Consider the following 19,990-nt stretch of genomic DNA (forward strand, 5'->3'; position numbering starts at 1 on the left):
ATTCAACAATTGGTGAATGTCATGACTCACGTTGACACATTTGAAGCAGCCGCGGCTGGCTCCGCGACAGTAGATTCTTTGCCACCACAGTACACCAATCTCTTCCCCCTTGACGATCTCGACTACGTTTCCAGGACGAGGACGCTCGCGGAAAGCGATCTAACTGCGCTTCAAGCCGTTGCAGACTGGATCCGGACTTTCGTGGCCAGGCCACACAAAGATCTCGGCCGCGATGGCGCGGTGTGTCCCTTCGTCCCTGTGGCCCGCGAGTGCAAGACGATCTGGCTCGCTCCCGAGCGCATCACCAATCTGAGCGTGCCGAAAATCGTCCGGCTCGTGAAGGACAAGACGCTGTTCATGGACGCTCAGTCTTCGAACGGCCATGACGCACACCACAGATCGATCGTCCTGGTCTTCACCGATTTGCCGTCGGATCGTGCAAAGGATCTCTTCGACGACGTCCTGCAGCAGCTCGCCGTTCCGTCGTACGTGGAGGATGGACTTGTGCTGGGAGCCTTCTACGAACGCAACGAAGCGACAGCGATACACAGCTCCAGCTTCCGGCCGTTCACACCACCCGTACCATTTCTACTCATGAGGCCCGCGGTCATCAGCGACTGGAAGTTCTTCCTGGAAAGCGAGGACTGGCTCGATCGTTGGGCGCGTCGCTTTGGAGCGTCCGCTGTCCGGGCTCTTGCTGACGAACTACGGCAGTTGCCGTGGCGCAAGAGCCGCAGCTCGTTCTGACCGCCGAGAACAACAGGGAGAGTTTCCATGCTTAACGGAAAGACTGCGCTCGTCACTGGTGGGACCTCGGGCATCGGCTTGGCCACCGCCAAGCTGCTGCAAGCCAATGGTGCACGGATCGCCATTACCGGCCGCGAGTCCGACGCACTCGAGCGGGCGCGCACGCTCATCGGCGGCGATGTGCTGACACTGAAGACCGACGTGCTCTCTCGAGATGCCCTTCAAAAGATGGCGTCAGACGTGCGGCAAGCCTTCGGCGCGCTCGACGTGTTTTTCGCCAACGCAGGTGTAGCCTATGTCACGCCCTTGGCGGCCACCAGCGAGGCGCAATATGACAGCCTCATGGATACGAATGTCAGGTCCGTGTTCTTCTCGATTCAGGCGGTCGAACCGGTCATGCGCGAGGGCGGTTCGATCATCCTGAACACAGCCTGGTTGAATCAGGTCGGCGTTCCCGGTCGTGCCATCCTTTCGGCTTCGAAGGCAGCCGTCCGCTCGTTGGCACGCACATTGTCGGCCGAGCTGCTCGCCCGGCGCATCCGCGTAAACGCGGTCAGTCCAGGGCTGATCGAGACGCCCATTCTTCGCGGCGTGGGCCAATCCGAACATCCCGGTCAGACCGATGCCCAGTTCCGCGAGTATCTCGCAGGCGCCAGCAAGCTGATTCCGCTCGGGCGACTTGGAAAGCCCGACGAAATCGCCGCTGCGGTCCTGTTCCTCGCGAGCGATGCATCGAGCTATATGCTTGGATCGGAAATGGTCGTCGATGGCGGATTCGCCGAGCTTTGAGGGCGTCAAACACAGCACGAACGTACGAAAGGAATCGAACCCATGAGCCTCGCCACGGGAGCTCGCCGAAGAGACGTACCGCGGCCGCGCATTGAGAGCATGAGAAGCGAACCGGGCAGCCCGACACCAACTGGCCCGACCGGTACGCGGACCACATCGTTCCCGAGCAGACCGGCAAGAGCTCAGCCTGAGGAGACGCATGAAAGGCCAGACCTGCGGAGCTACTTAACCACTACCTAAAGCCGGTCCGGCGGGGATGCCAAATCGTGGACGTCTGGTGCTAGCTGCCATCTGACGGCAGGTCTCTCTTCAAATGCCTCTATTAAGCGGAGCGGTCGCGGATCGTCGGGGAGTTCCGCACAGGCGAGTCGTCAACGTGTACGCCGCCGCCAGTTGCTTGGGGTCTCCCCGGTCAGCTTCCTGAACGCCGCGGCGAACGCGCTCTGGGAGGTATAGCCGAGCGCGACCGCGATCGAGACAACCGATTCGTCGGTGTTGCGAAGCATGTTTTTGGCCTCCTCGAGCCGTTGCTCGCGCCGCCAGGCATGCGGGGAAAGCCCGGTGCTTTCCTTGAAGGCTCGGCAGAAGTGGAAGCGCGACAAGCCGGCGTCGGCAGCCAGCGCCGCAAGCGAGACGTCCGCATCGTTATCTGAACGCAGGCGCTCGATGGCGCGGCGCAACACTATCGGTGAGAGGCCGCCCAGCGTACGCTGGAACGTGGTCGGCACACCGACATGCGCTGCCAGCAGGCGCGTGGCCACGAGGTCCATCAGCTGATGCCTGAACAGTGTGTCCAGGGTGCCATTGGCGTCCATGGCGCCGGCCGCGGTCAGGAGCAATCGGGATGTAATGGGATCAGGATGCGCCGTTCGCTCCAGGAGATCGGTTGAGGTGGCGCTGTTGTGCTCGCCTGCAACCCGCTCGAGCGTGGTGTGCGGAAGATAGAGTTGTACGACGTCGACTGGCTTCGGAATATCCCACCGGGAGCTCGATCCTTCGGCAATTATGATTACGACTCCGGGGCGAAACGTACCGATTGCAACCGCGCTTCCCGTCCGCCGCACTATGCGCTGCACCGTGCCATTGTAGGCCATGATGACGTGATGGCTCATGGGCGCGACAACGTCATGCAGCGGGTCATGTTTCCAGTGGGCAATTCCGGCGCCGGAGGAATCCAAAGCCATGTGAATTGGCGTGGTCTGGAGCACCCGCGCCATTTCCGCACTAGGGTGAGGTCGCTCTGCATTGGCCGGAGTGGCTTGGCACGCCTCAGGCGCAACTGACGCCTCCTCCAAGGAATCGCGCGAGAAGGGCTTGCTCATGAAATAAATGCTCGCCTCGCGGACTGCACGTTATGGGCCGTGACTCGGCCTGACTGGGTTGGGGGGATTGCGCACATCAGTGCGCGTCGGGTGCAGGGCGTGCAGAACCCTTGTTTCCGAAGAATGGGAAAATGTGTACAGTTTCCGACGGAAAAGACCTTGCAGCCGGCCCGAATTGCGATTGAGTTTTCCTTGGCTTCTTGTCCAAGAGGGGTCAAAAGTGCCGTTTGTGTTCGAAGACTATCGCCTGGACGCCGACCGGCGCGAGCTCAAGCGAGGCTCCGAGCTCATCCCCGTTGGACCGAAGGTGTTCGACCTGCTGCTCTTCCTCGTCCGAAACCGCGAACAGGTCGTGACAAGGGACGATCTTCTGAAGGCGGTGTGGGAAGGACGCATCGTGTCCGAATCCACGCTGACTAGCCACGTCAATGCCGTGCGCAAGGCAATCGGGGACACCGGAAAAGAGCAACGCCTGATACGGACGGTTTCTCGCAAAGGCCTCCGGTTTGTTGGCCAGATCACCGAGGAAGAATCGCCGACGCGAACCTTGGTCGCGGACCCGGGTCCGGAGGTTGGCGTTCCACGAGTAGAGAGCATCCAGGAGACAATCAGGGCCTTTACGGTCGATGCGGCTACTGGAGCGCGAGAGGCCGCGCCATTTCTCGCCGCCGCGGCAGAGAGTCCGCCTGCGCTGCCGGACAAGCCTTCCATTGCGGTGCTTCCGTTTCAGAACATGTCCGGCGATGTCGAACAGGAATACTTTGCCGATGGAATGGCCGAGGACATCATCACGGCGCTGTCCCGTTTCAAGGAGCCATTCGTCATCGCCCGAAACTCCAGCTTCACCTACAAGGCGCGGGCCGTCGACGTGAAGCAGGTGGGGCGTGAGCTCGGGGTGCGCTACGTATTGGAAGGGAGCGTTCGCAAGGTGGCAAACCGGGTGCGCATTACGGGACAGCTCGTCGATGCCGCCACCGGAGCGCATATTTGGGCAGATCGTTTCGATGGCGAGCTCGGCGACATTTTCGAGTTGCAGGACCAGGTGACCGAGAGCGTTGTCGGGGCGATCGCGCCCGCGGTGGAAAAAGCCGAGATCGAGCGCGCCAAGCGCAAGCCGACCGCCAGTCTCGACGCCTATGCCCTCTATTTGCGCGGTCTGGCCCAACTTCATCAGTTTGGCAACCAGCGAGCGAACGAGGAGGCATTGCGCCTATTCAAGCGTGCGATCGAGCTCGACCCGGAGTTCGCCTCCGCGTACGGTCGCGCAGCCTTTTGCTACCTCGTTGCCAAGATCAATGGCTGGATTCCAGACACGGCGAATGCGATCACCGAAGTGAAGAAGCTCGCCCAACGGGCAGTCGAGTTAGGCAAGGACGACCCGATCGCGCTCTCCGCTGGCGGGAATGCGTTGGCGTTTGTCGTTCGGGATCTCGGGGTAGGTGCCGGCTTGGTCGATCGCGCGCTTACGCTGAATTCCAATTTGGCCGAGGCATGGAATTTCGGCGGCTGGGTGAAACTCTGGCTCGGCGAGCCGGAATCGGCGATCGAGCGCTTCTCGCGTGCCATTCGCCTGAGCCCACTTGATCCTTGGCTGATGGCAATGCGAGCCGGAACCGCCTATGCACATTTCTTCTTGGATCGCTATGACGAAGCGGCACTATGGGCGACCATGGCGTTGCAGTGCAGTCCGGACTACGGACCGGGACTACGTATCACCGCCGCAAGCAACGCAATGGCCGGTCGGCCGGAGCAGGCACAGAAGGCAGTGGCTCGGCTGCGCGAACTCAGCCCCACGCTGCGCGTTTCCAATCTCAAGGACGCGATTGGCCCCTATCGACGTGCCGAGGACGTCGCGCGATATGAAGAAGGATTGCGGAAAGCAGGGCTGCCCGAATAATCATCCCAGCCAAGATGCTCGCCGCCAATCCTCCCGCGCGGATGTGCTCGAGTTGCGTTTCTCCCAAACTCGGCCGTGAGGTGGGGCGCGCCTCATGTCGTGGCTAACGTCAAGGTGTGTGAGCCAACTGGCGTTTTGCGTCGTGGCAAGTCCGCTTTCGAGAAGTCGGGTTCCTCTGCGGGGTGGCTCGTGTGCAAGGCGTCGATAGCATGCGCCGCGAAGATACTTGTGCTGACCATTGCGAGGATGGTTATCAACATTTCGATGGATCCACGTTCATCATGAGTTCCCAAAAAAGGGGCTGTTGTCGGGGGGAGAAGCGCGAAGCGCATCTTCACGCTGGAATGCTGCCGGGCCCCGCTATGTTTGAAGCCCGTGCCTGTTCACTCGCGCCTATCGCGCGGTCCAACCGCCATCGACGGAAATCGCCGTGCCGGTGATCTGGTCTGCCGCCGCCGAACACAGGAAAGCGACCGTGCCGCCGAGTTGCTCGGGAGATGCGAACTCAAGGGACGGTTGCTTCTCCGCGAGAAGCTCCTCGGTCGCTTGCTTCTGACTGATGCCCCGCTGCGTGGCGATGTCGCTGATCTGCTTCTCGACAAGGGGCGTTCGCACCCAGCCGGGGCAGACCGCGTTGCAGGTCACGCCGCTTCCGGCGGTCTCGAGGCCGACCACCTTGGTGAGGCCAACGAGGCCGTGCTTGGCGGCCACGTAGGCAGCTTTGTGGGTCGAGGCGACGAGGCCGTGCGCAGAGGCGATGTTGACGACACGCCCCCAACGCTGCTGCTTCATCTGCGGTACGGCCGCCGCGATTCCATGGAATGCCGCCGACAGATTGATATCGAGGATGGCCTGCCACTTGGCGGCCGGGAATTCATCAACCGGTGCGGTAAACTGGATGCCGGCATTGTTGACGAGGATGTCAAGACGCCCGAATTTTTCGATCGTCGCGTCGATCAATCCGCGAACGGCCTCGCCCTTCGACATGTCGGCGCCATCGTAGATGCAGCGCACGCCGTGATCGCGCTCCATGCCGCTGCGGATGTTTTCGATCTCATTCGCGTCGCCGAAACCGTTGAGCACGATGTCGGCACCGAGCCTGGCGAGCTCTCTGGCGATTCCAAGTCCGATGCCGCTGGTCGATCCGGTGACGATGGCTACTTTGCCCTTCAACATGGCAGATTCCTTTCAATGTCGATCTTGCAGTGGAAGCTTGCGGTCCGTCCGAATGGCCTGCAATTCAATCGTCGGTCGATTCGTTCGCTTCTGACTCGCGTTCGAGACGATCAGCACGGGAGGTTCGTCGTACCCGTTCCGACTGCTGTAGAAGATGAGCGCCATGAGCCCGCATCCGACGACGAGCGAGAACAGCACGCCGGCAGCCATGGCGACGTAGCCGGCTGCCGAAACCTCGATCCCGTCAGCAAGCGTCCAGCCGACGTAGGCGACGAAATCGGTCGCCACCAGGAGCAGGACGAGCACCAGGATGATCGTCCATGAGGCGGCGCCGGAACGTGCCGGCGCAGATCGCCCGGGCGGTGGACGAAGCTCCGTCGTGACGTTCTGCTCGGGAGCGTCGGAAAGGGTCGGCATGGTGTTCTCCTGATCAAAGGGCGACGCGAAAGATCAATCGCGGCGATGGATGTCGTGGGTGACGATGCCGAGCTCGGGCGGCGGCGGATCGAGGCGCCGTTCGTTCGCGAGCGTGCGGCGGATGTCTTCCAACCCGCTCTGCCAGTGGGCGCGCATCGCGCTCAGTCCGAATTCGTAGTCCCTCGAATGACCTTCGTGGAGCTTGGTCTGGTAGATCAGGTGGATGATGTTGTGGGAGCGATGGCGAGCCATATCCGCGATCGCGCGGATTTCCGGATCCTTTTTGGCGGCCTCCGGCAGTCGCTCGATCACCCGCTGCAGCGCCTGACGCATTTTCTGCATGCGCAGCGCCTGGTCGGTGACGGCGCGCGTGCGGCTCGAATATTGAATGTCTTTCTGGCGGCTCGATACCTCCATCATGTCGTAGGGAACGCGGCCTCTGGCCGACCAAAGGTCGATCTGGAACGTCAGAGTGTCGCGGGGGTCGCCGGACAGCACGCGCGACAGAGGCGTGTTGGAGACCACGCCACCGTCCCAATAGTGCTCGCCTTCGATCTCGACGGCGGGGAATCCCGGCGGCAGCGCGCCCGAGGCCATGAAGTGCCTCGGGCAGAGCCGGCGTTCGGCGGTGTCGAAATACGTCAGGTTGCCGGTGCGAACGTTGACCGCGCCGACGCTGACGCGCACCTCGCCGGAATTCAGCCGGTCAAAATCGACGAGCTTCTCCAGCGTCCGGTGCAAGGGCGCGGTGTCGTAGAAGCTGGTCGCCGCATCGCCCGAGAACGGCGAGAAAAGCGGCGAGGGAAAGCGCGGCCGAAAGAAGCCGGGCTGACCCTGAACCAGGGCCCGCATCGCCGCCAGTGCATTGCGGATCGAGTGTATGTCGAAGGCAAAAGGCAGGGCATCGGCCAGTCCTTCTCCCGCCGGCCATTCGATCGACTGGGCGCAGATGATCTCCCAGAACTCGCGCAGCCGTTCCACGCGCTCTTCTTCCGGGGAGCCTGCGATGATGGCAGCGTTGAGTGCGCCGATCGAAATGCCGGCCAGCCAGTTCGGCCGGATCCCGGCCTCGTGCAGGCCCTCATAGACGCCGGCCTGATAGGCGCCGAGCGCGCCGCCGCCCTGCAGGACCAACGCCACGACGTCGTAGGGCAGCGACCGGGTCTGCTGCGCTACCGGATGGGTCTGTTCGCGCATCACGTTCAACATTGCGGGGCTCCTTGCACGGTGCGGACTGTTCAACCGGCGTCGGCTTCGATCAGGATTTCGGAAATGGTCTCCCGCGAGCGCGCCACCGCCGCCGGACTGAGATAGTCGTGGACCACGGTGCCGAGCCCGAGGGTAAGATCGGCAACGACGTGCTTGGCCGACAGCACCTGCAGCACCGGCAGCTCAGCGACGGGTGCAAGCGCATGCGAGTGGAGGTCGAGAGCAGCCGGCCCGGTCCACGCGCCCTTCACGGCGATATCCTCGCAGTGGTAGCGGACCAGCTCGCAGATGCGCGCCGTGCCGTCGACATGGGGGATGATCTTGAGCAGGAAATTCGGCGCGGCGAGTTTCTTTGCCTCGGTCGCGGCGTCGAGGGCGCGATGCTTGTAGCCCATCGTGCCCGTTGCGATCCGCACCGAGCCGTAGTTCAGCGTGCCGACCAGCGTGTCGATCTCGACGGCGAGCTTGGGCTGCGCCAGTTTCTTGGGAAACCCCCATAGCTCGCGTCCGCCGGCGATCGGCGGATGATCGTTGAGGAACATCTGGTGGACGAAGCTACCGGCTTGGCCGCGAAACGAGACAGGGATGACCTGGCCGCTTTCGGTGTAATCGCCGAAGCCGGTGGAGTCGGGCATCCGGATGAATTCGTAGTTCACCACCGGCTCGGTCACTTCCAGCGGCTCGGGCACGATCCGGCGCAGGGCCTCCGGATCGGTGCGGTACTGGATGATGAAGTATTCGCGGTTGACGAAGCGATAGGGGCCGGGCGGAAAGGCCGGGTTCGTCAGCGGCATGGCGAACGCCCCCGCATGCACGGTGTCGTGTTTCATCGTCCTCGAGCTCCAGTTTGATGTAATTGAGGGTGCCGCGCTCCGCGTCTCGAAGCGCCGCACGATAGGTGTCAGTAGTCCCAGTTGACCGGCAGACAGCGAAACACCTCGCCGTCGACCTTCACATGGCAGATGCACGGGAACGACAGGTGGGTGGCCAGCAGCAGTTCGCCGCTCTCCGCCATCTCCCGCAACAGACGGACCCGGACGCGGGCCGCCTCCATCGGGTCGTGCTCGAAGCCGTTGTGCACGTCGGGGTGGTCGAACCCGACCTGGAATACGGCATCGCCGGCGAACGTCAGCCGATCGCCGCCGGAGTTGAGGCGGACCACACAGTGGCCGGGGGTGTGGCCACCGGTGCGCTGGGCGACGACGCCCGGCGCGATTTCAGCGCGGTCGTCGAACGTCCGCAGATAAGTGCGGTATTCGCGCAGGAACTTCTGCGCGGTCGATTCAAGCACCTGCGGAAAACCCTCCGGCATGGAGACGAGCGAGAAATCGGGCTTCGTCATAACTTGACCTCGGCTGCGGCCACGTGGATACGCAGGTCCGGTCGAAGCTGCTCCTTCACCCCGTCGACGAGCAGCCCGCCGACATGGTCCATGTGCAAGTGGGTCAGCACCACGTCGGTCAGGTCCGCAAGATCGATGCCGGCGGCCTCCAGTCGATGGGTCAACTGTCCGGCCTTCGGCAGGTTCGAGTTCACTCCCGCCCCGGTGTCGACCAGGATGGTTCGGCCGCCGCTCCGCACCACAAGCACGTTCAGCGGCCAATCGAGCATTTCCGGCGGCAGCATTAGCTGGTCGATCACGGCCTGCCGGGGAGCCGGGTCGGCCGTAGCGACCAACACATTGGTTGGCAGATGCAGAACTCCATCGCTGATCACCAGGACGTCGATGTCACCGATTTTCAGCGCGTAGCGCGACGGAACCAGCTCGTCGTGCATCGGTTTGCCAAGGCGTGAGGCGGGGGATGTGTGGTCTCGGTTCATGTGTTTCTCTCCTCTTTGATGGAAAAGCTGCTGGCTGGTGCTGGTTGAGCGGGCTGCGCAGCAAGCGCGGAGCGCGGCCCGCTTCGCGTGAAGGCTCTAGAGGAAGCCAGTCACATCAGTCACACGTTCGGGATCGGCCACAGCGAGCGCAGCGGCACGCTCTGCTTTCGGCGGATAGATCCAGACGGTGTTGATCTCCTGCTTGGTCTTCTTGGCGACATCGCCGACCATGGCCACCTTGCGTTCCCAGCCGGTCGTGAAGAGCGCACCGGCCTCGCCAAGGTCCAGGCAGGTCACGTATCCCTTCTGGTGATAGCATTTGGTCGGAACGCCCAGCAGCTCCGCGGCAGCGTTATTGCCCGCGAACGCGCCCATCCGCGTAGCGTGCTGGCAAGACATCAGCGCGTAGTTGCCTTCATTGTCGCAGGCGGCGCGCGCGGCGTCACCCGTGGCGAAGACGCCGTCCACTCCCGGTACGCGCAGATCGCGGTCCACCAGCAGCCGGCCGAAATTGTCGCGCTGGGCAGGAATTTGCTGGGTCAAGGGCGCAGCGCGAATGCCCGCTGCCCAGATCACGGTCTCGCTTTCGATGTGCTCGCCGCTGGAGAGCGTGACGCCGGACTCGTCGAGCGAGGCGACGCCGGCGCCGAGCCGGGTCTCCACGCCGAGCTTGCGCAGGGCGTCCTCGATGACGGGGCGGGCCCCTTCACCCATGTCGGGGGCGATCGCAGCATTGCGGTCGACGATGATGACCCGCGGCTTGGCCTCTTTGCCGAAGATCTCGCGCAGCCGCGCCGGCATTTCGGTTGCGGCCTCGATGCCTGTGAAACCGCCGCCCGCCACGACGACGGTGTCGCGGCCGTTCACGGCCGGCCGCTTGGCGAGGCCCTTCAGGTGCTTGTCGAGCGCCACCGCATCATCGAGCGAGTCGACGGCAAAGCCGTGCTCGGCGAGCCCCGGGACCTTCGGACGAAATAGTTTGCTGCCGGTGGCAACGACCAGGCGCTCGTAGGACAGCGTCTTTAGCGGTCCCTTGCTAGTTGCGATCTGCACCGTGCGGGACTTGGTGTCGACCGTCTCGGCGCTGCCCTGCACGTACTTGACGTCTACCGCGTTGAGGACGTCGAGCAGCGGCGCCGTCAAGGTCTCGGGCTTCGGCTCGTACAGCCGCGGACGGACGACGAGGGTCGGCTCCGGCGAAACCAGCGCGATCTCGAGCTCTTCCGGCGAAACGCCCTGGATGTCGCGCAGGCGAGCGGCGGAGAGGGCGGCGTACATGCCGGCGAAGCCGGCGCCGATGATGACTAATCTCATGTCTTTGCTCCTTGGTTTGGACTTCCGAAAGTCCGCGCGCTACCGCCGCCACTCTTCACCAAGGGCGGCGATCGACGACGACGCGAAGGCGTGAAACGAGGGCGTCAGCCCGTTATGGGGGGAGGCACTCCGGCGAGCGCGCTGACATCGGAGACTTGAGCGACCAGCCTTGTCGAAGAACGACGGGCTGAGCCGAGCCCAGAACCCAATCCTGGTAGGGCAGCGAAGGGCGGTCCCGAGTCGTGATGGAGATCGCGGGATAGGTTCTCTGCAGGGATTGTACCGGGATCTCCACCTCTTCGCCGGTTGCCGAGGTGAACCGCACGGCCAGCGAAAGTCCGTACACGACCGCTGTGGCAAGGCCGCGCCGGCGTGAGGTGATTGCAAGCTGGTTGACCAAGGTGTTCCGGATCATGGTCGATCTCCATCGGCGTTCGTTGGACGGTGATGGTGTAGTCCACGGCGCGCTGCGCTGCCCCAGAGGGATTGCCGTAGCTGTCGAGCGATTGCTGCTAATGAACGCGTTTGCGCCGGTCGCTGGGGACAGCGTCGGATGCCAGCCAGGGCTGATGCTTGGCGCGCCACTTCGGGCCGGGGCCGCGCATGTAGTGCAGCTCGGGCCGGTAGCTGTCTCGAATGTCCATGACCAGGTTACGCACGACGCGGGCGAAGTCGGAAACCGTCTCGGCCGTCTTGCTGGCAAAGCCGGAGATTGCGGACCAGTGTGAGAAACTCAGAGCGATCGCACGGGAATCGACGGTGCTCTTGCGGATCATCGTTCTTCTCCATCCGGTTGGATGTGGGCATTGCGATGATCTAGCGGATCTGAGCTGCGGCCGCCCCAGAGCGATTGCCGTGCCTGTAGAGCGATTGCTGCCAAGTAATGTGCCTGCGGCAATTGCTCGGGTTGCGGTCACCTGCTGAACTTGACGTCGAACGCGGCCGCCGAGGAACGGCCGAGTGCGGCTGCGATTGGGACGATCTTCTCGTCGGTATCACGCAGCATGTTCATGTGCCGCGGGGGCGTAGCTGGTTTCGAAGGTCCAGGCGTCCTTGGGCTGGCTGTAGAGATGCCAGAACTGCTCGGCCACCGCCGAGGCCTCCTTCGATTCCGGAGACACAAGGGTGCAGACGGTCACCGTCGCGACGTGAATTCCCTTGTCCCGGAACGGTTCGAAAAGCGCCTGGGCCAAGGCGCGAATGCCGGCCTTGCCGATGCTGATCGAAAGAAAGTCCGCGCTGGGAGCGAGCGCGAAACCGCCGCCCGTCAACAGGATCGCACCCGAACCTTGCTCTTCCATCTTCGGAGCGACAGCTTGCGCCGCGACGAGCGCACCTCCGATGTTCAGGGCGAGATCATAGTTGAAGCTGTCGCGAGGCTGTTCGGACAGAGTCGCCTTGCGCGCGGAGGCGGCGTTGTAGTGCAGGACATCGATCGAGCCGTGCTGCTTCTCGACTTCAGCGACCAGCTCGGCGATGCCCTTCGGATCGCTCGAATCCACCTGTCGCGCGTCCGCCTTGTACCCTTTCCTTGTCAATCTCTTGGCCAGCTCCTGCGTCTTGGCCACGCTGCGGGCGGCCAAAACCACCTGGAAACCTTCTTTGGCGAACCGTTCGGCGGTCGCGAAACCCATTCCCGGGCCCGCGCCGATGCTCAGAAATGTCTTCATCGCCTGTCTCCCTTCGACGCTGCACTTGAAACGGGTGAGACCACGCTTGCCCAAACCATCAAGATATGCGTCTCCGCCAATCGCTGGGGGTTTCGCCGGTCAGCTTCCTGAACGCCGCGGCGAAGGCGGTCTGAGTGGAATAACCGAGCGCGGCAGCGACGGAGACGATCGACACCTCCCTATCGCGCAGCATGTTCATGGCTTGCTCGAGCCGGTGCTGGCGCAGCCAGGCGTGCGGCGAGAGCCCGGTGCTTTCTTTGAAGGCGCGGCAGAAGTGGAAGCGCGACAGGCCGGCGTCGGCAGCAAGCGCCGCAAGCGAGACGTCCGCATCGCTATCCGAACGCAGACGTTCGATAGCGCGCGCCAGTACCTTGGGCGACAGCCCGCCCATGACCGGCTGGAACGTTGCCGGCGAGCCGGCGTGCGCGGCGAGCAATCGCGTGGCCAGAAGATCGCTCAGTTGGTGCCTGAACAACGAATCCAGCGCGGCGCAGCCTTCCAGGGCGTCCGCCGCGCTCAGCAGCAATCGGGCTGTAATGGGGTCCGGATGCGCCGTTCGTTCCACAAGGTCGCCGGGAGCCGCCGTTCCGGCTTCCTGCGCAACGCGTTCCAGCGTTGTCTGCGGAAGGTAGAGGTGGACGACGCTCAAGGGCTGGTAGATATCCCAGCGGGAGGATGAACCCGCCGGAATGACCGTTACGGTCCCGGGACGCGTCATTCCGTTCAGGAACGCTTTTCCGTCGCGGCGTTCGAACCGAACCGGCTCGGCGAGAAAAGCCATGATCACATGATCGACCATCGGCTTGACGACGTCGTGCAGGGGATCATGCCTCCAGAAGGTGATCACGCCGCTGGACGGATCCGAAGCCATCTGCAGCGGCGCCATCTTGAGCACGCGCGCCATTTCTTCATCGGCGTGAGGGCGCTGCTCGCCTAGCGGCAAATCGTGCAGCTGCGCCGGAGTCGCGCCTTGCTTCTGCCCAATATCTCGCAAGCGCGGACCGCTCATGGACCGTCCTCGTCGTTGAGGCGCAACCTGATCGAGCTTTCGATCTCCGTTCTAGCCGTTGTCCGGCCCGGCGTCCTGCCTAAATTCGCCGCGGATTTCAATTCTGAACGGTCGTTGTGCTCTGCAGACGCCCAAAGTCGCATTCTGCCGTTGCCGCGGCGGCGCAGGGGCGCCGTCGCACAAGGCACCGCGCAGGAGATGGTCAGCACCGCAGACGTTCTTGGTTGTCATTGAGCACTGTGAAGCTCTGACGAAGGCTGACGACGCATTCTAGCAACGATAGTCCCACCGTCATCATGCAGGGAAATGAGAATCCAGCGCACATCTTAACAGCAATATCTCTACGACCGCCTAAATCGCTCTGGGGCAGGCGCACGCTCGATCCCTTAAGCAGTGGCCCTACCAAACAGATGGAGATGACAATGGCTTGGGTCGAAATCGGAGGCGGATCATGATGCTGGGTATGAGCTTGGCGACGTTCACGATCGTCCACGTGATCATCAGCCTGGTTGCAATCGCGGCGGGCCTCGTCGTGATGTTCGGGATGTTCGGCTCGAAGCGGATGCCGAACCTCACCGCTGTTTTCCTTACAGCCACCATCCTGACCAGCGTCTCGGGGCTTCTGATTCCGCCGCTGCTGTTCGAGAAGCCGTTGCCGTCCCATTTGATCGCGATCCTCTCCCTGGTTCTGCTGGGGGTCGCGTGTTTGGGGCTTTACGGCATGAAGCTCGCCGGTTCTTGGCGCTGGATCTACGTGCTCACCGCGCTCCTCTCGCTTTATCTTAACGTCTTCGTGCTGGTCATCCAGTCCTTCCTGAAAGTACCGGCATTGCATGCGCTGGCGCCAAGCGTGCCGCCGGCCGAGCCACCGTTTGCCATCGTGCAGGGCATTGTGCTGGCATCCTTCGTGGTCGTGATCATCGGCGCGATCCGGCGCTACCGCCCGGCGCCGGCTGCCGCCGACATCCGCCCCCGAAGCGATCTGACGCCGGCATCTTGGGGCACGCGCTCCCTCTCAACGCGCAAATGAGTCGTTCGGCCGGCTGCCGATTGATCAGCCTTGTTGACTGATTGCGGACCGCCGGCAAAGCCTCGCGTATGGTATCGTCGATGCGACCAGGTGAGCCCCATCGCGCTTCTCGCCCGGCGCAGCAGCGCTCGCGACAACTGCGATGCGCCCATGATTGCCTGAAGCTGAAAGCTGACCACGTCTAACGATAACGGAGGATCACCATGAAGATCGTCGTGATCGGCGGTACCGGCCTGATCGGTTCGAAGACCGTCGCCATTCTGCGTCAGGGCGGCCATGAGGTCGTGGCCGCCTCGCCCAAGAGCGGCGTTAACACGATAACTGGGGAGGGGCTCACGGAGGCCATGACGGGCACGAAGGTAGTGATCGACCTCGCCAACTCGCCCTCATTCGAAGACAAGGCGGTGCTGGAATTCTTCGAGACCTCCGGCCGCAACCTTCTCGCGGCGGAGGCCGCAGCGAACGTCCGGCACCATGTCGCGCTGTCGATCGTCGCGACCGACCGGACCGACAACGGCTATTTCCGCGCTAAGGTCGCCCAGGAGAAACTGATCGAGACCTCTAGCATACCGTACACCATCGTCCGCGCGACGCAGTTCATGGAATTCCTCGGCGGCATCGCCGATTCCAGCGTGGATGGCAACAAAGTCAGGCTCCCGCCCATCCTGTTCCAGCCGATCGCGTCGGACGACGTTGCCGCTATGGTTGCCGATGTGGCGCTCGCGCCACCGCGTGGCGGCATCGTGGAAATAGCCGGGCCGGAACGAGCTCCGTTCAACGAGATCATCGCCCGCTATCTCAAAGCGGTGGGCGATGCGCGCGAGGTCGTGAGCGATCCCGAGGCCGGATACTGGGGCGGCCGGGTCAGCGAGCACTCGCTTGTGCCGCTCGGCGAGGCGCGCCTCGGCCGTATCGGTCTGGACGAGTGGCTCCGCCGCTCGAAGGCAGCGGCCTGATCTCAACGGGAGGAACACCAGTTCTCTCAGGAGCGGATCCGGACCGACGAACTAAGGGGCGACGACCATGACGATCAAACTCGCTGCGTTGGCTCTTCTGTGCCTCACGGCCAGCACCGCGCTGGCTCGGAGCCCAAGGTCACGGCACTGATGTCTAAGGATCTTGCGGAGAGCCCCGGCAGGGAAGCTCTGATGATCACGGTCGAGCACGCGCCCGGCGGCTCGAGCGCGATGCATCGGCACAATGCCCATGCGTTTGTTTACGTGCTCGAGGGCTCGGTCGTGATGCAGCTGAAGGGCGGACAAGAGGTGACGCTGACGCCGGGACAGTCCTTCTATGAAGGCCCTTCTGACGTTCATGTAGTCGACCGGAACGCAAGTGCCACCCAGCCCGCGAAATTCCTGGTGCTCTTGATCAAGGACAAGGGCGCCCCGGCGCTGGTACCAGCACAATGATCGTACGTGCCCCAAGTGCACCAAACTGACTGCGGGAAAGGCCTGCCTGATTGACGCGGCCTTCGCGAAGCGGAAGCGGAAGCGGCATCCGGCTATCGGCTACGATCGGCCATCTTACGTTCGCGAGTGTGTATCGACAACAGTCTCGTGTGCAGCCCTTCGAGAATATGGGCCGCGAAGATGCCCGTGCTCAGCAGTGCCAGAAAGGCTATCAACATCTTGATAAAGCCTTTACCTGATCAGCTTTCAGCCGCACGAGGGGACGACCGCGATCGCAGTTCGCGCCGTGTGGCAGCTGGAGGCTTGTGCCGTCCTGCGCTCGTTTTTGGCTTCGGTCGGATAGCTGTGTGATCCGGGGCCGAGCACCTCGACGGTCGCTGTGGCCCCCGCAACGAGTTCGTTTCGCTCAGGGCCGTCCAGCACGATCCGGACCGGGATGCGTTGCGCCAATCGGACCCAGTTGAAGGTCGGGTTGACGTTGGCAAGCAGCGTCGAGCCGTTGCTGCGATCGCGGTCTTCAATACCGGCTGCAACGCTCTCTACCTTGCCGGGCAACGCGCGGCTGCTTCCCATCAGTTGCACGTTGACGGGATCGCCGACGTGGATGCGCCGCAGCTTGGTTTCCTCGAAGTAGCCCTCGACGTGCAGCGTGTCGCTGTCGAGCAGCGCCATTACGCCCTTTCCGGGGGTGAGGTAGACGCCCGGCCGCAGTTCATTGTTGCTGACAATGCCGCTGACCGAGGCCCGCACCTCGCTGCGATCGATGTTGAGCTTCGCGAGAGCAACGTCCGCGACGGCCTGGTCATAGGCCGCCTGGGCCGAGCCCTGGATGGCGACGACCTGGTCCATGCGCTGCGTGGAAACCACGACGCCGGGCGTCAGCGCACTGTAGCGCTTCAGATCGGCATTGGCGTTGTCGAGCGTGGCGCGCTTGCCTTCCTGTACCGCCTCTGCCTGCTTGAGCGCGATCTCATAGCGCGCCCGGTCGATCCGGAAGAGCACGTCGCCCTTTTGTACTTGCTGATTGTCCCGGACCAGAACCTCGCTCACGAAGCCGGAAACATCGGGAGCCACCGGCACCACGTCGGCTCGCACGTGACCGTCACGGGTCCAGGGCGCATCAAAATAATAGTCCCACAGCTTGTAGCCCGCCCAAAGCGCGACCAGCACGATGAGACCGGTCAGTGCGAAAGGACGCAGCGAATCCACGACGGTTTTCATGACACCAACTCCTTGGAGGCGAGGCGAGGAACGGGCGTGACGCCGTCGGAGGTTTCACGATTCCGGTGGCGTCTGGCGGCTTCGAAGTCGTGCATGCCGATCTGCCATTGCAGGCCGACAATTGTCCCCTTTACGGGCTCCAGGAGAAAGAGAGCCGAAAGCCCGGTGACGGGGAGCCAGATCAGCAGTTGAAGCCAGGCCGGAGGTGAATAGGCTATCTCGACGGCAAGAAGTCCTGGCACGACAAGGTGGCCAATGATGGCGATCACGAGATAGGCCGGAAGGTCGTCGGCGCGTTGCGGCGTGTAATCTTCACCGCAAACCGCGCAATTATCGACCACCTTGAGAAAGGAGCCGAACAGGCGGCCTTGTCCGCAGTTCGGGCACTTCATCCTGAACCCGCGCCATAGAGCCTTTTTGAGGGACACGGGTGCTGTCATGTGAGTAACTCCGCTGAGCCTAAGACGAGGCCGGTGAGCAGGCAGATGAAAAGCGCGAAATCGAACAATGCGGGATGCCAGATCCATCGATAGAGGCCGATACGCGCGATCTGCTTGCTGACGAGGCGCTCAAGCGCGTATGCAACCACGCTCCAGAGCAGGAGCGTCGGAACGAGCACGCCAAAAAGGTCAAGTTGATATTTCATGCGGCGATCGTCCCAGGTTCGATTTGCTGCGGCTGATAGGTCGGTGACTCCGGAAAGAGCCCGGAACGAACGCCGGTGAGACCGACCAGCACATGATCGCGGGCTTCGCTCGTGGGTTCCTGCAACGTCAATGCGATGGTGCCGTCGAGCTGTCCCACCAGATCGTCGGCGAGTGGCCCCGCAGTGTGGATCCGGCAAATCGGGGCAAGACGAGCAAAGAACGCTTCGGTGGCCGCTCTTGCGCAGCGTGACAGCGCCAGGCTCGAGCGCCTCACGCCGAGAATGTTGAGCGCCGTCCGAAGCTGACGAAGATTGGCGGCGCCGCTCCTTGCGTCGGCGGGGACGACGGCGATACGCGCAGCAAGCAGGGCGAGGCGATGCTGCATCAGGCTGGCAAGCGCGAAGGGGTCCTGATCCGAGGTGCGCTCGGCGACTGATGCAAGCGTGGTCCAATTGCTTTGTAGCAATCGCTTCGCGATCCAGTCGGCTCCGGCCATGCGAACGATGCCGCAGGTCACGCCGGTCAGCGCCACACCCAGCATCAGCGCAACGCTGGAGTTGGCATAGGCGATAAAATCGGCCGAATAGGTCTCGGTCAACGCTAGTTGCACCGAGAGGTAGATGGCAAGTATGGAGCCGATACGCGCGGTCGCGGGCCGGGCAGCCATCCAGCCGAACAGCACGAAGGGCGGCATCAATGCGGCGATTAGCACCTCGAGAGTCGTAATCCGCGGCAACACGCCAAACAGGTAGATGCCATGGACGGCGATCACGACGAGGAATAATCCATAGAAATTGCGGAACGCCGGCAGCGGATCGTCCGCGCCCGCCAGAAAGCTGCCGACGACAGCTGCGAAAAGCGGTGCGGCAACCCCGTCCGACCAGCCGGTCGCAATCGAGAAGCAACTGCAGCACAGCACCGCAATAGCTACGGACCCGGCCGCCAGGAGCGCAGACCAGTAGTCGCGATGCGGCACGGCAACAGCCGCTGCGCCATGAGAGAAGACGAGAGAAAGCGACTCGGAATCGCGCCCCCCGGAGATGGCCTCGCGCAGAAGCTGGCAATCCTGCATGACATCGACGAGGTTGCGCAGCCGTACAATGAGGCCAGAAATCGCGATCTCGATCCAGCCGGCGTCCACGCTCAGCACCGGTCGTGCTTCATCAAGCGCTGCGCGCAACGCATCGGCTTCCTGTCTATCGCGGCCTCCCGCTTCAAGCCATGCCGCTATTCTTGCGCACATAGAGGAAACGCGCGCAGCCGCATCGTCATGCGGACCGAGAGGCAGCTTGCGATCTTCGATCGATCCGAGCAGCGGCAGCAGCGACAGCATGCGCTGCAGGAGCAATTGCAGCCCTCGCCCGATATTTGTGGACGTGGTCGCCTCAAAGCCGAGATGACGCCCAAGCTGGTCGATTTCGGAGGCTGCGGCGGCGAGACGTAGGCGTTCGCTATCGCGCTGCTGATCGCTGCGGCGGCCCGTTAGGACGTCTGCGGCGAGCCGGCGCGCGCCGGTCAGCCATGCATCGGTTTGCACGGTGACGGCGGACGCCACGCTGCGTGGCAGCACGAGCATCGCGACAACGCTCGCGCAGACGATCCCGAGCATAATCTCTTGCACGCGGGAAACCACGATGTCGAAGGCCGACTGCGGCGCCGAGACGATGGGAAATCCGAGCAGCGCGACGGTGTAGCCGGCCAGCATGAAGACGTAGCTGCGCGGCGTGCCGTCGATCAGCGAAAGATACAAGCAGATGCCGACCCACAGGGCGATGCAGAGGCTGAGCAGCTCCGGCGCATTGACGAGGTTCGGAACCAGCACGATGGTGCCTGCCGCACCGATCAGCGTGCCCAAAATGCGGTAGACGGCCTTGGAGGTGGTCGCTCCCGTGAACAGGTTCGAGGTGATGTAGACTGACGCCATGGCCCAATAGGGACGCGGCATGTCCAGCAGCAGCGCGATCGAAAACGCCAGCATCGCCGCTGCGAAAGTCCGCAGCGCGAAGATGATGGCGGCATGTCGGTCCCGAAATGAGGCAGCTTGGGTCATGGCGTCGGCGAACCGTTGCGTCAGCAGTGAGCGGAACTTCTATGTGCGTCGCATGGCTTCGCGTCAGCCAGCGAAGCTGCTGCAAATACGTTCGAAACGCATTCCTGCAGTGCTGGGCGTTCCGCTCCCCAGTCAGCAGGAGTCGCCGACGTCCGGATGACGCCGATGACGTCCGGTTTCAGAAACGCGACGAACATCACGAGGCACAGGATTTTGCCAGCGAACACGGCGAGGCACAGAGCGTCTTTCATGTCGGTTC

General features: G+C 62.9%; 21 protein-coding genes and 1 pseudogene. 7 read left to right on the forward strand and 15 right to left on the reverse strand.

The features are described 5' to 3' along the window. The first annotated feature begins 21 nt into the window (after nt 1–21). Nucleotides 22–747, forward strand: a complete 726-nt coding sequence (locus AC5V87_RS16615) for a DUF6875 domain-containing protein (RefSeq protein ID WP_456839158.1) — start codon at nt 22–24, stop codon at nt 745–747. A 27-nt stretch (nt 748–774) separates the two neighbouring features. Further along, nucleotides 775–1,536: an SDR family oxidoreductase gene (locus AC5V87_RS16620; RefSeq protein WP_456839157.1), complete on the forward strand. Its 762-nt coding sequence runs from the start codon at nt 775–777 to the stop codon at nt 1,534–1,536. A 371-nt stretch (nt 1,537–1,907) separates the two neighbouring features. Here the strand turns inward: AC5V87_RS16620 and AC5V87_RS16625 are convergent, their stop codons facing one another. Beyond that, nucleotides 1,908–2,858 (reverse strand): helix-turn-helix transcriptional regulator, encoded by a 951-nt coding sequence (locus AC5V87_RS16625; protein WP_495371612.1) that lies wholly within the window; start codon nt 2,856–2,858, stop codon nt 1,908–1,910. A 220-nt stretch (nt 2,859–3,078) separates the two neighbouring features. On the opposite strand from AC5V87_RS16625, the gene AC5V87_RS16630 reads away from it, so the two are divergent. Next, nucleotides 3,079–4,755, forward strand: a complete 1,677-nt coding sequence (locus AC5V87_RS16630) for a winged helix-turn-helix domain-containing protein (RefSeq protein WP_495371613.1) — start codon at nt 3,079–3,081, stop codon at nt 4,753–4,755. Nucleotides 4,756–5,148: 393 nt separating this feature from the next. Here AC5V87_RS16630 and AC5V87_RS16635 read toward each other — a convergent pair whose 3' ends face one another. From AC5V87_RS16635 to AC5V87_RS16680, 10 genes and pseudogenes are all read right to left on the reverse strand, one after another. Beyond that, a complete protein-coding gene (locus AC5V87_RS16635; RefSeq protein ID WP_456839154.1) occupies nt 5,149–5,931 on the reverse strand; it encodes a 3-hydroxybutyrate dehydrogenase in 783 nt (260 codons plus the stop codon). Between the two features lie 12 nt (nt 5,932–5,943). Further along, a complete protein-coding gene (locus AC5V87_RS16640; protein WP_456839153.1) occupies nt 5,944–6,348 on the reverse strand; it encodes a hypothetical protein in 405 nt (134 codons plus the stop codon). 33 nt (nt 6,349–6,381) lie between these two features. Then, a complete protein-coding gene (locus tag AC5V87_RS16645) occupies nt 6,382–7,557 on the reverse strand; it encodes a DUF3734 domain-containing protein (RefSeq protein ID WP_495371614.1) in 1,176 nt (391 codons plus the stop codon). 29 nt (nt 7,558–7,586) lie between these two features. Continuing rightward, on the reverse strand, nt 7,587–8,387 hold the full coding sequence (locus AC5V87_RS16650) for an acetoacetate decarboxylase (RefSeq protein WP_456839151.1): 801 nt from the start codon (nt 8,385–8,387) through the stop codon (nt 7,587–7,589). A 71-nt stretch (nt 8,388–8,458) separates the two neighbouring features. Continuing rightward, nucleotides 8,459–9,378 (reverse strand): annotated as a pseudogene (locus tag AC5V87_RS16655) (MBL fold metallo-hydrolase). Nucleotides 9,379–9,474: 96 nt separating this feature from the next. Continuing rightward, nucleotides 9,475–10,692 (reverse strand): NAD(P)/FAD-dependent oxidoreductase, encoded by a 1,218-nt coding sequence (locus AC5V87_RS16660; RefSeq protein ID WP_495371615.1) that lies wholly within the window; start codon nt 10,690–10,692, stop codon nt 9,475–9,477. A gap of 112 nt (nt 10,693–10,804) precedes the next feature. After that, nucleotides 10,805–11,107 carry a hypothetical protein gene (locus AC5V87_RS16665; RefSeq protein WP_456839148.1) on the reverse strand — a complete coding sequence of 101 codons (303 nt, stop codon included), beginning with the start codon at nt 11,105–11,107 and terminating at the stop codon, nt 10,805–10,807. Nucleotides 11,108–11,204: 97 nt separating this feature from the next. After that, entirely contained in the window at nt 11,205–11,468 is a 264-nt protein-coding gene (locus tag AC5V87_RS16670) for a hypothetical protein (protein WP_456839147.1), read from the reverse strand. 219 nt (nt 11,469–11,687) lie between these two features. Further along, on the reverse strand, nt 11,688–12,362 hold the full coding sequence (locus AC5V87_RS16675; RefSeq protein WP_456839146.1) for an SDR family NAD(P)-dependent oxidoreductase: 675 nt from the start codon (nt 12,360–12,362) through the stop codon (nt 11,688–11,690). 58 nt (nt 12,363–12,420) lie between these two features. Beyond that, nucleotides 12,421–13,371, reverse strand: a complete 951-nt coding sequence (locus AC5V87_RS16680) for a helix-turn-helix transcriptional regulator (RefSeq protein ID WP_456839145.1) — start codon at nt 13,369–13,371, stop codon at nt 12,421–12,423. Between the two features lie 451 nt (nt 13,372–13,822). On the opposite strand from AC5V87_RS16680, the gene AC5V87_RS16685 reads away from it, so the two are divergent. From AC5V87_RS16685 to AC5V87_RS16695, 3 genes are all read left to right on the forward strand, one after another. Next, a complete protein-coding gene (locus AC5V87_RS16685; RefSeq protein WP_456839144.1) occupies nt 13,823–14,401 on the forward strand; it encodes a hypothetical protein in 579 nt (192 codons plus the stop codon). Nucleotides 14,402–14,604: 203 nt separating this feature from the next. Then, the gene (locus AC5V87_RS16690; protein ID WP_456839143.1) at nt 14,605–15,357 is read left to right on the forward strand and encodes an SDR family oxidoreductase; all 753 of its coding nucleotides are present in this window, start codon (nt 14,605–14,607) and stop codon (nt 15,355–15,357) included. 150 nt (nt 15,358–15,507) lie between these two features. Next, nucleotides 15,508–15,813: a cupin domain-containing protein gene (locus AC5V87_RS16695; protein WP_456839142.1), complete on the forward strand. Its 306-nt coding sequence runs from the start codon at nt 15,508–15,510 to the stop codon at nt 15,811–15,813. 246 nt (nt 15,814–16,059) lie between these two features. On the opposite strand, the gene AC5V87_RS16700 is transcribed toward AC5V87_RS16695, so the two are convergent. Genes AC5V87_RS16700 through AC5V87_RS16715 form a run of 4 tightly spaced genes read right to left on the reverse strand, consistent with a single transcriptional unit; the run spans nt 16,060 to nt 19,731 of the window. Continuing rightward, the gene (locus AC5V87_RS16700; protein ID WP_456839141.1) at nt 16,060–17,034 is read right to left on the reverse strand and encodes an efflux RND transporter periplasmic adaptor subunit; all 975 of its coding nucleotides are present in this window, start codon (nt 17,032–17,034) and stop codon (nt 16,060–16,062) included. Further along, nucleotides 17,031–17,474, reverse strand: a complete 444-nt coding sequence (locus AC5V87_RS16705) for a DUF983 domain-containing protein (RefSeq protein ID WP_456839140.1) — start codon at nt 17,472–17,474, stop codon at nt 17,031–17,033. Before AC5V87_RS16705 ends, AC5V87_RS16700 begins: the two co-directional genes overlap by 4 nt. Then, nucleotides 17,471–17,680 (reverse strand): DUF1656 domain-containing protein, encoded by a 210-nt coding sequence (locus tag AC5V87_RS16710; RefSeq protein WP_456839139.1) that lies wholly within the window; start codon nt 17,678–17,680, stop codon nt 17,471–17,473. The genes AC5V87_RS16705 and AC5V87_RS16710 overlap by 4 nt, the downstream gene beginning before the upstream one ends. Continuing rightward, nucleotides 17,677–19,731, reverse strand: a complete 2,055-nt coding sequence (locus AC5V87_RS16715) for an FUSC family protein (protein WP_456839138.1) — start codon at nt 19,729–19,731, stop codon at nt 17,677–17,679. The genes AC5V87_RS16710 and AC5V87_RS16715 overlap by 4 nt, the downstream gene beginning before the upstream one ends. On the opposite strand from AC5V87_RS16715, the gene AC5V87_RS16720 reads away from it, so the two are divergent. Beyond that, nucleotides 19,625–19,891 carry a hypothetical protein gene (locus AC5V87_RS16720; RefSeq protein ID WP_456843579.1) on the forward strand — a complete coding sequence of 89 codons (267 nt, stop codon included), beginning with the start codon at nt 19,625–19,627 and terminating at the stop codon, nt 19,889–19,891. The two genes, AC5V87_RS16715 and AC5V87_RS16720, sit on opposite strands and share 107 nt — an antisense overlap. Nucleotides 19,892–19,990 lie beyond the last annotated feature (99 nt).

The sequence above is a fragment of the Bradyrhizobium sp. SOJA106 genome, assembly GCF_059448745.1.

Bases quoted from the DNA above. Each gene is read 5' to 3' on its own strand.
- AC5V87_RS16615 (WP_456839158.1), top strand. From the start codon at position 22: ATGACTCACGTTGACACATTTGAAGCAGCCGCGGCTGGCTCCGCGACA.
- AC5V87_RS16620 (WP_456839157.1), top strand. From the start codon at position 775: ATGCTTAACGGAAAGACTGCGCTCGTCACTGGTGGGACCTCGGGCATC.
- AC5V87_RS16625 (WP_495371612.1), bottom strand. From the start codon at position 2,858: ATGAGCAAGCCCTTCTCGCGCGATTCCTTGGAGGAGGCGTCAGTTGCG.
- AC5V87_RS16635 (WP_456839154.1), bottom strand. From the start codon at position 5,931: ATGTTGAAGGGCAAAGTAGCCATCGTCACCGGATCGACCAGCGGCATC.
- AC5V87_RS16640 (WP_456839153.1), bottom strand. From the start codon at position 6,348: ATGCCGACCCTTTCCGACGCTCCCGAGCAGAACGTCACGACGGAGCTT.
- AC5V87_RS16645 (WP_495371614.1), bottom strand. From the start codon at position 7,557: ATGTTGAACGTGATGCGCGAACAGACCCATCCGGTAGCGCAGCAGACC.
- AC5V87_RS16650 (WP_456839151.1), bottom strand. From the start codon at position 8,387: ATGAAACACGACACCGTGCATGCGGGGGCGTTCGCCATGCCGCTGACG.
- AC5V87_RS16660 (WP_495371615.1), bottom strand. From the start codon at position 10,692: ATGAGATTAGTCATCATCGGCGCCGGCTTCGCCGGCATGTACGCCGCC.
- AC5V87_RS16665 (WP_456839148.1), bottom strand. From the start codon at position 11,107: ATGATCCGGAACACCTTGGTCAACCAGCTTGCAATCACCTCACGCCGG.
- AC5V87_RS16670 (WP_456839147.1), bottom strand. From the start codon at position 11,468: ATGATCCGCAAGAGCACCGTCGATTCCCGTGCGATCGCTCTGAGTTTC.
- AC5V87_RS16675 (WP_456839146.1), bottom strand. From the start codon at position 12,362: ATGAAGACATTTCTGAGCATCGGCGCGGGCCCGGGAATGGGTTTCGCG.
- AC5V87_RS16680 (WP_456839145.1), bottom strand. From the start codon at position 13,371: ATGAGCGGTCCGCGCTTGCGAGATATTGGGCAGAAGCAAGGCGCGACT.
- AC5V87_RS16685 (WP_456839144.1), top strand. From the start codon at position 13,823: ATGATGCTGGGTATGAGCTTGGCGACGTTCACGATCGTCCACGTGATC.
- AC5V87_RS16690 (WP_456839143.1), top strand. From the start codon at position 14,605: ATGAAGATCGTCGTGATCGGCGGTACCGGCCTGATCGGTTCGAAGACC.
- AC5V87_RS16695 (WP_456839142.1), top strand. From the start codon at position 15,508: ATGTCTAAGGATCTTGCGGAGAGCCCCGGCAGGGAAGCTCTGATGATC.
- AC5V87_RS16700 (WP_456839141.1), bottom strand. From the start codon at position 17,034: ATGAAAACCGTCGTGGATTCGCTGCGTCCTTTCGCACTGACCGGTCTC.
- AC5V87_RS16705 (WP_456839140.1), bottom strand. From the start codon at position 17,474: ATGACAGCACCCGTGTCCCTCAAAAAGGCTCTATGGCGCGGGTTCAGG.
- AC5V87_RS16710 (WP_456839139.1), bottom strand. From the start codon at position 17,680: ATGAAATATCAACTTGACCTTTTTGGCGTGCTCGTTCCGACGCTCCTG.
- AC5V87_RS16720 (WP_456843579.1), top strand. From the start codon at position 19,625: ATGTCCAGCAGCAGCGCGATCGAAAACGCCAGCATCGCCGCTGCGAAA.
- AC5V87_RS16715 (WP_456839138.1), bottom strand. From the start codon at position 19,731: ATGACCCAAGCTGCCTCATTTCGGGACCGACATGCCGCCATCATCTTC.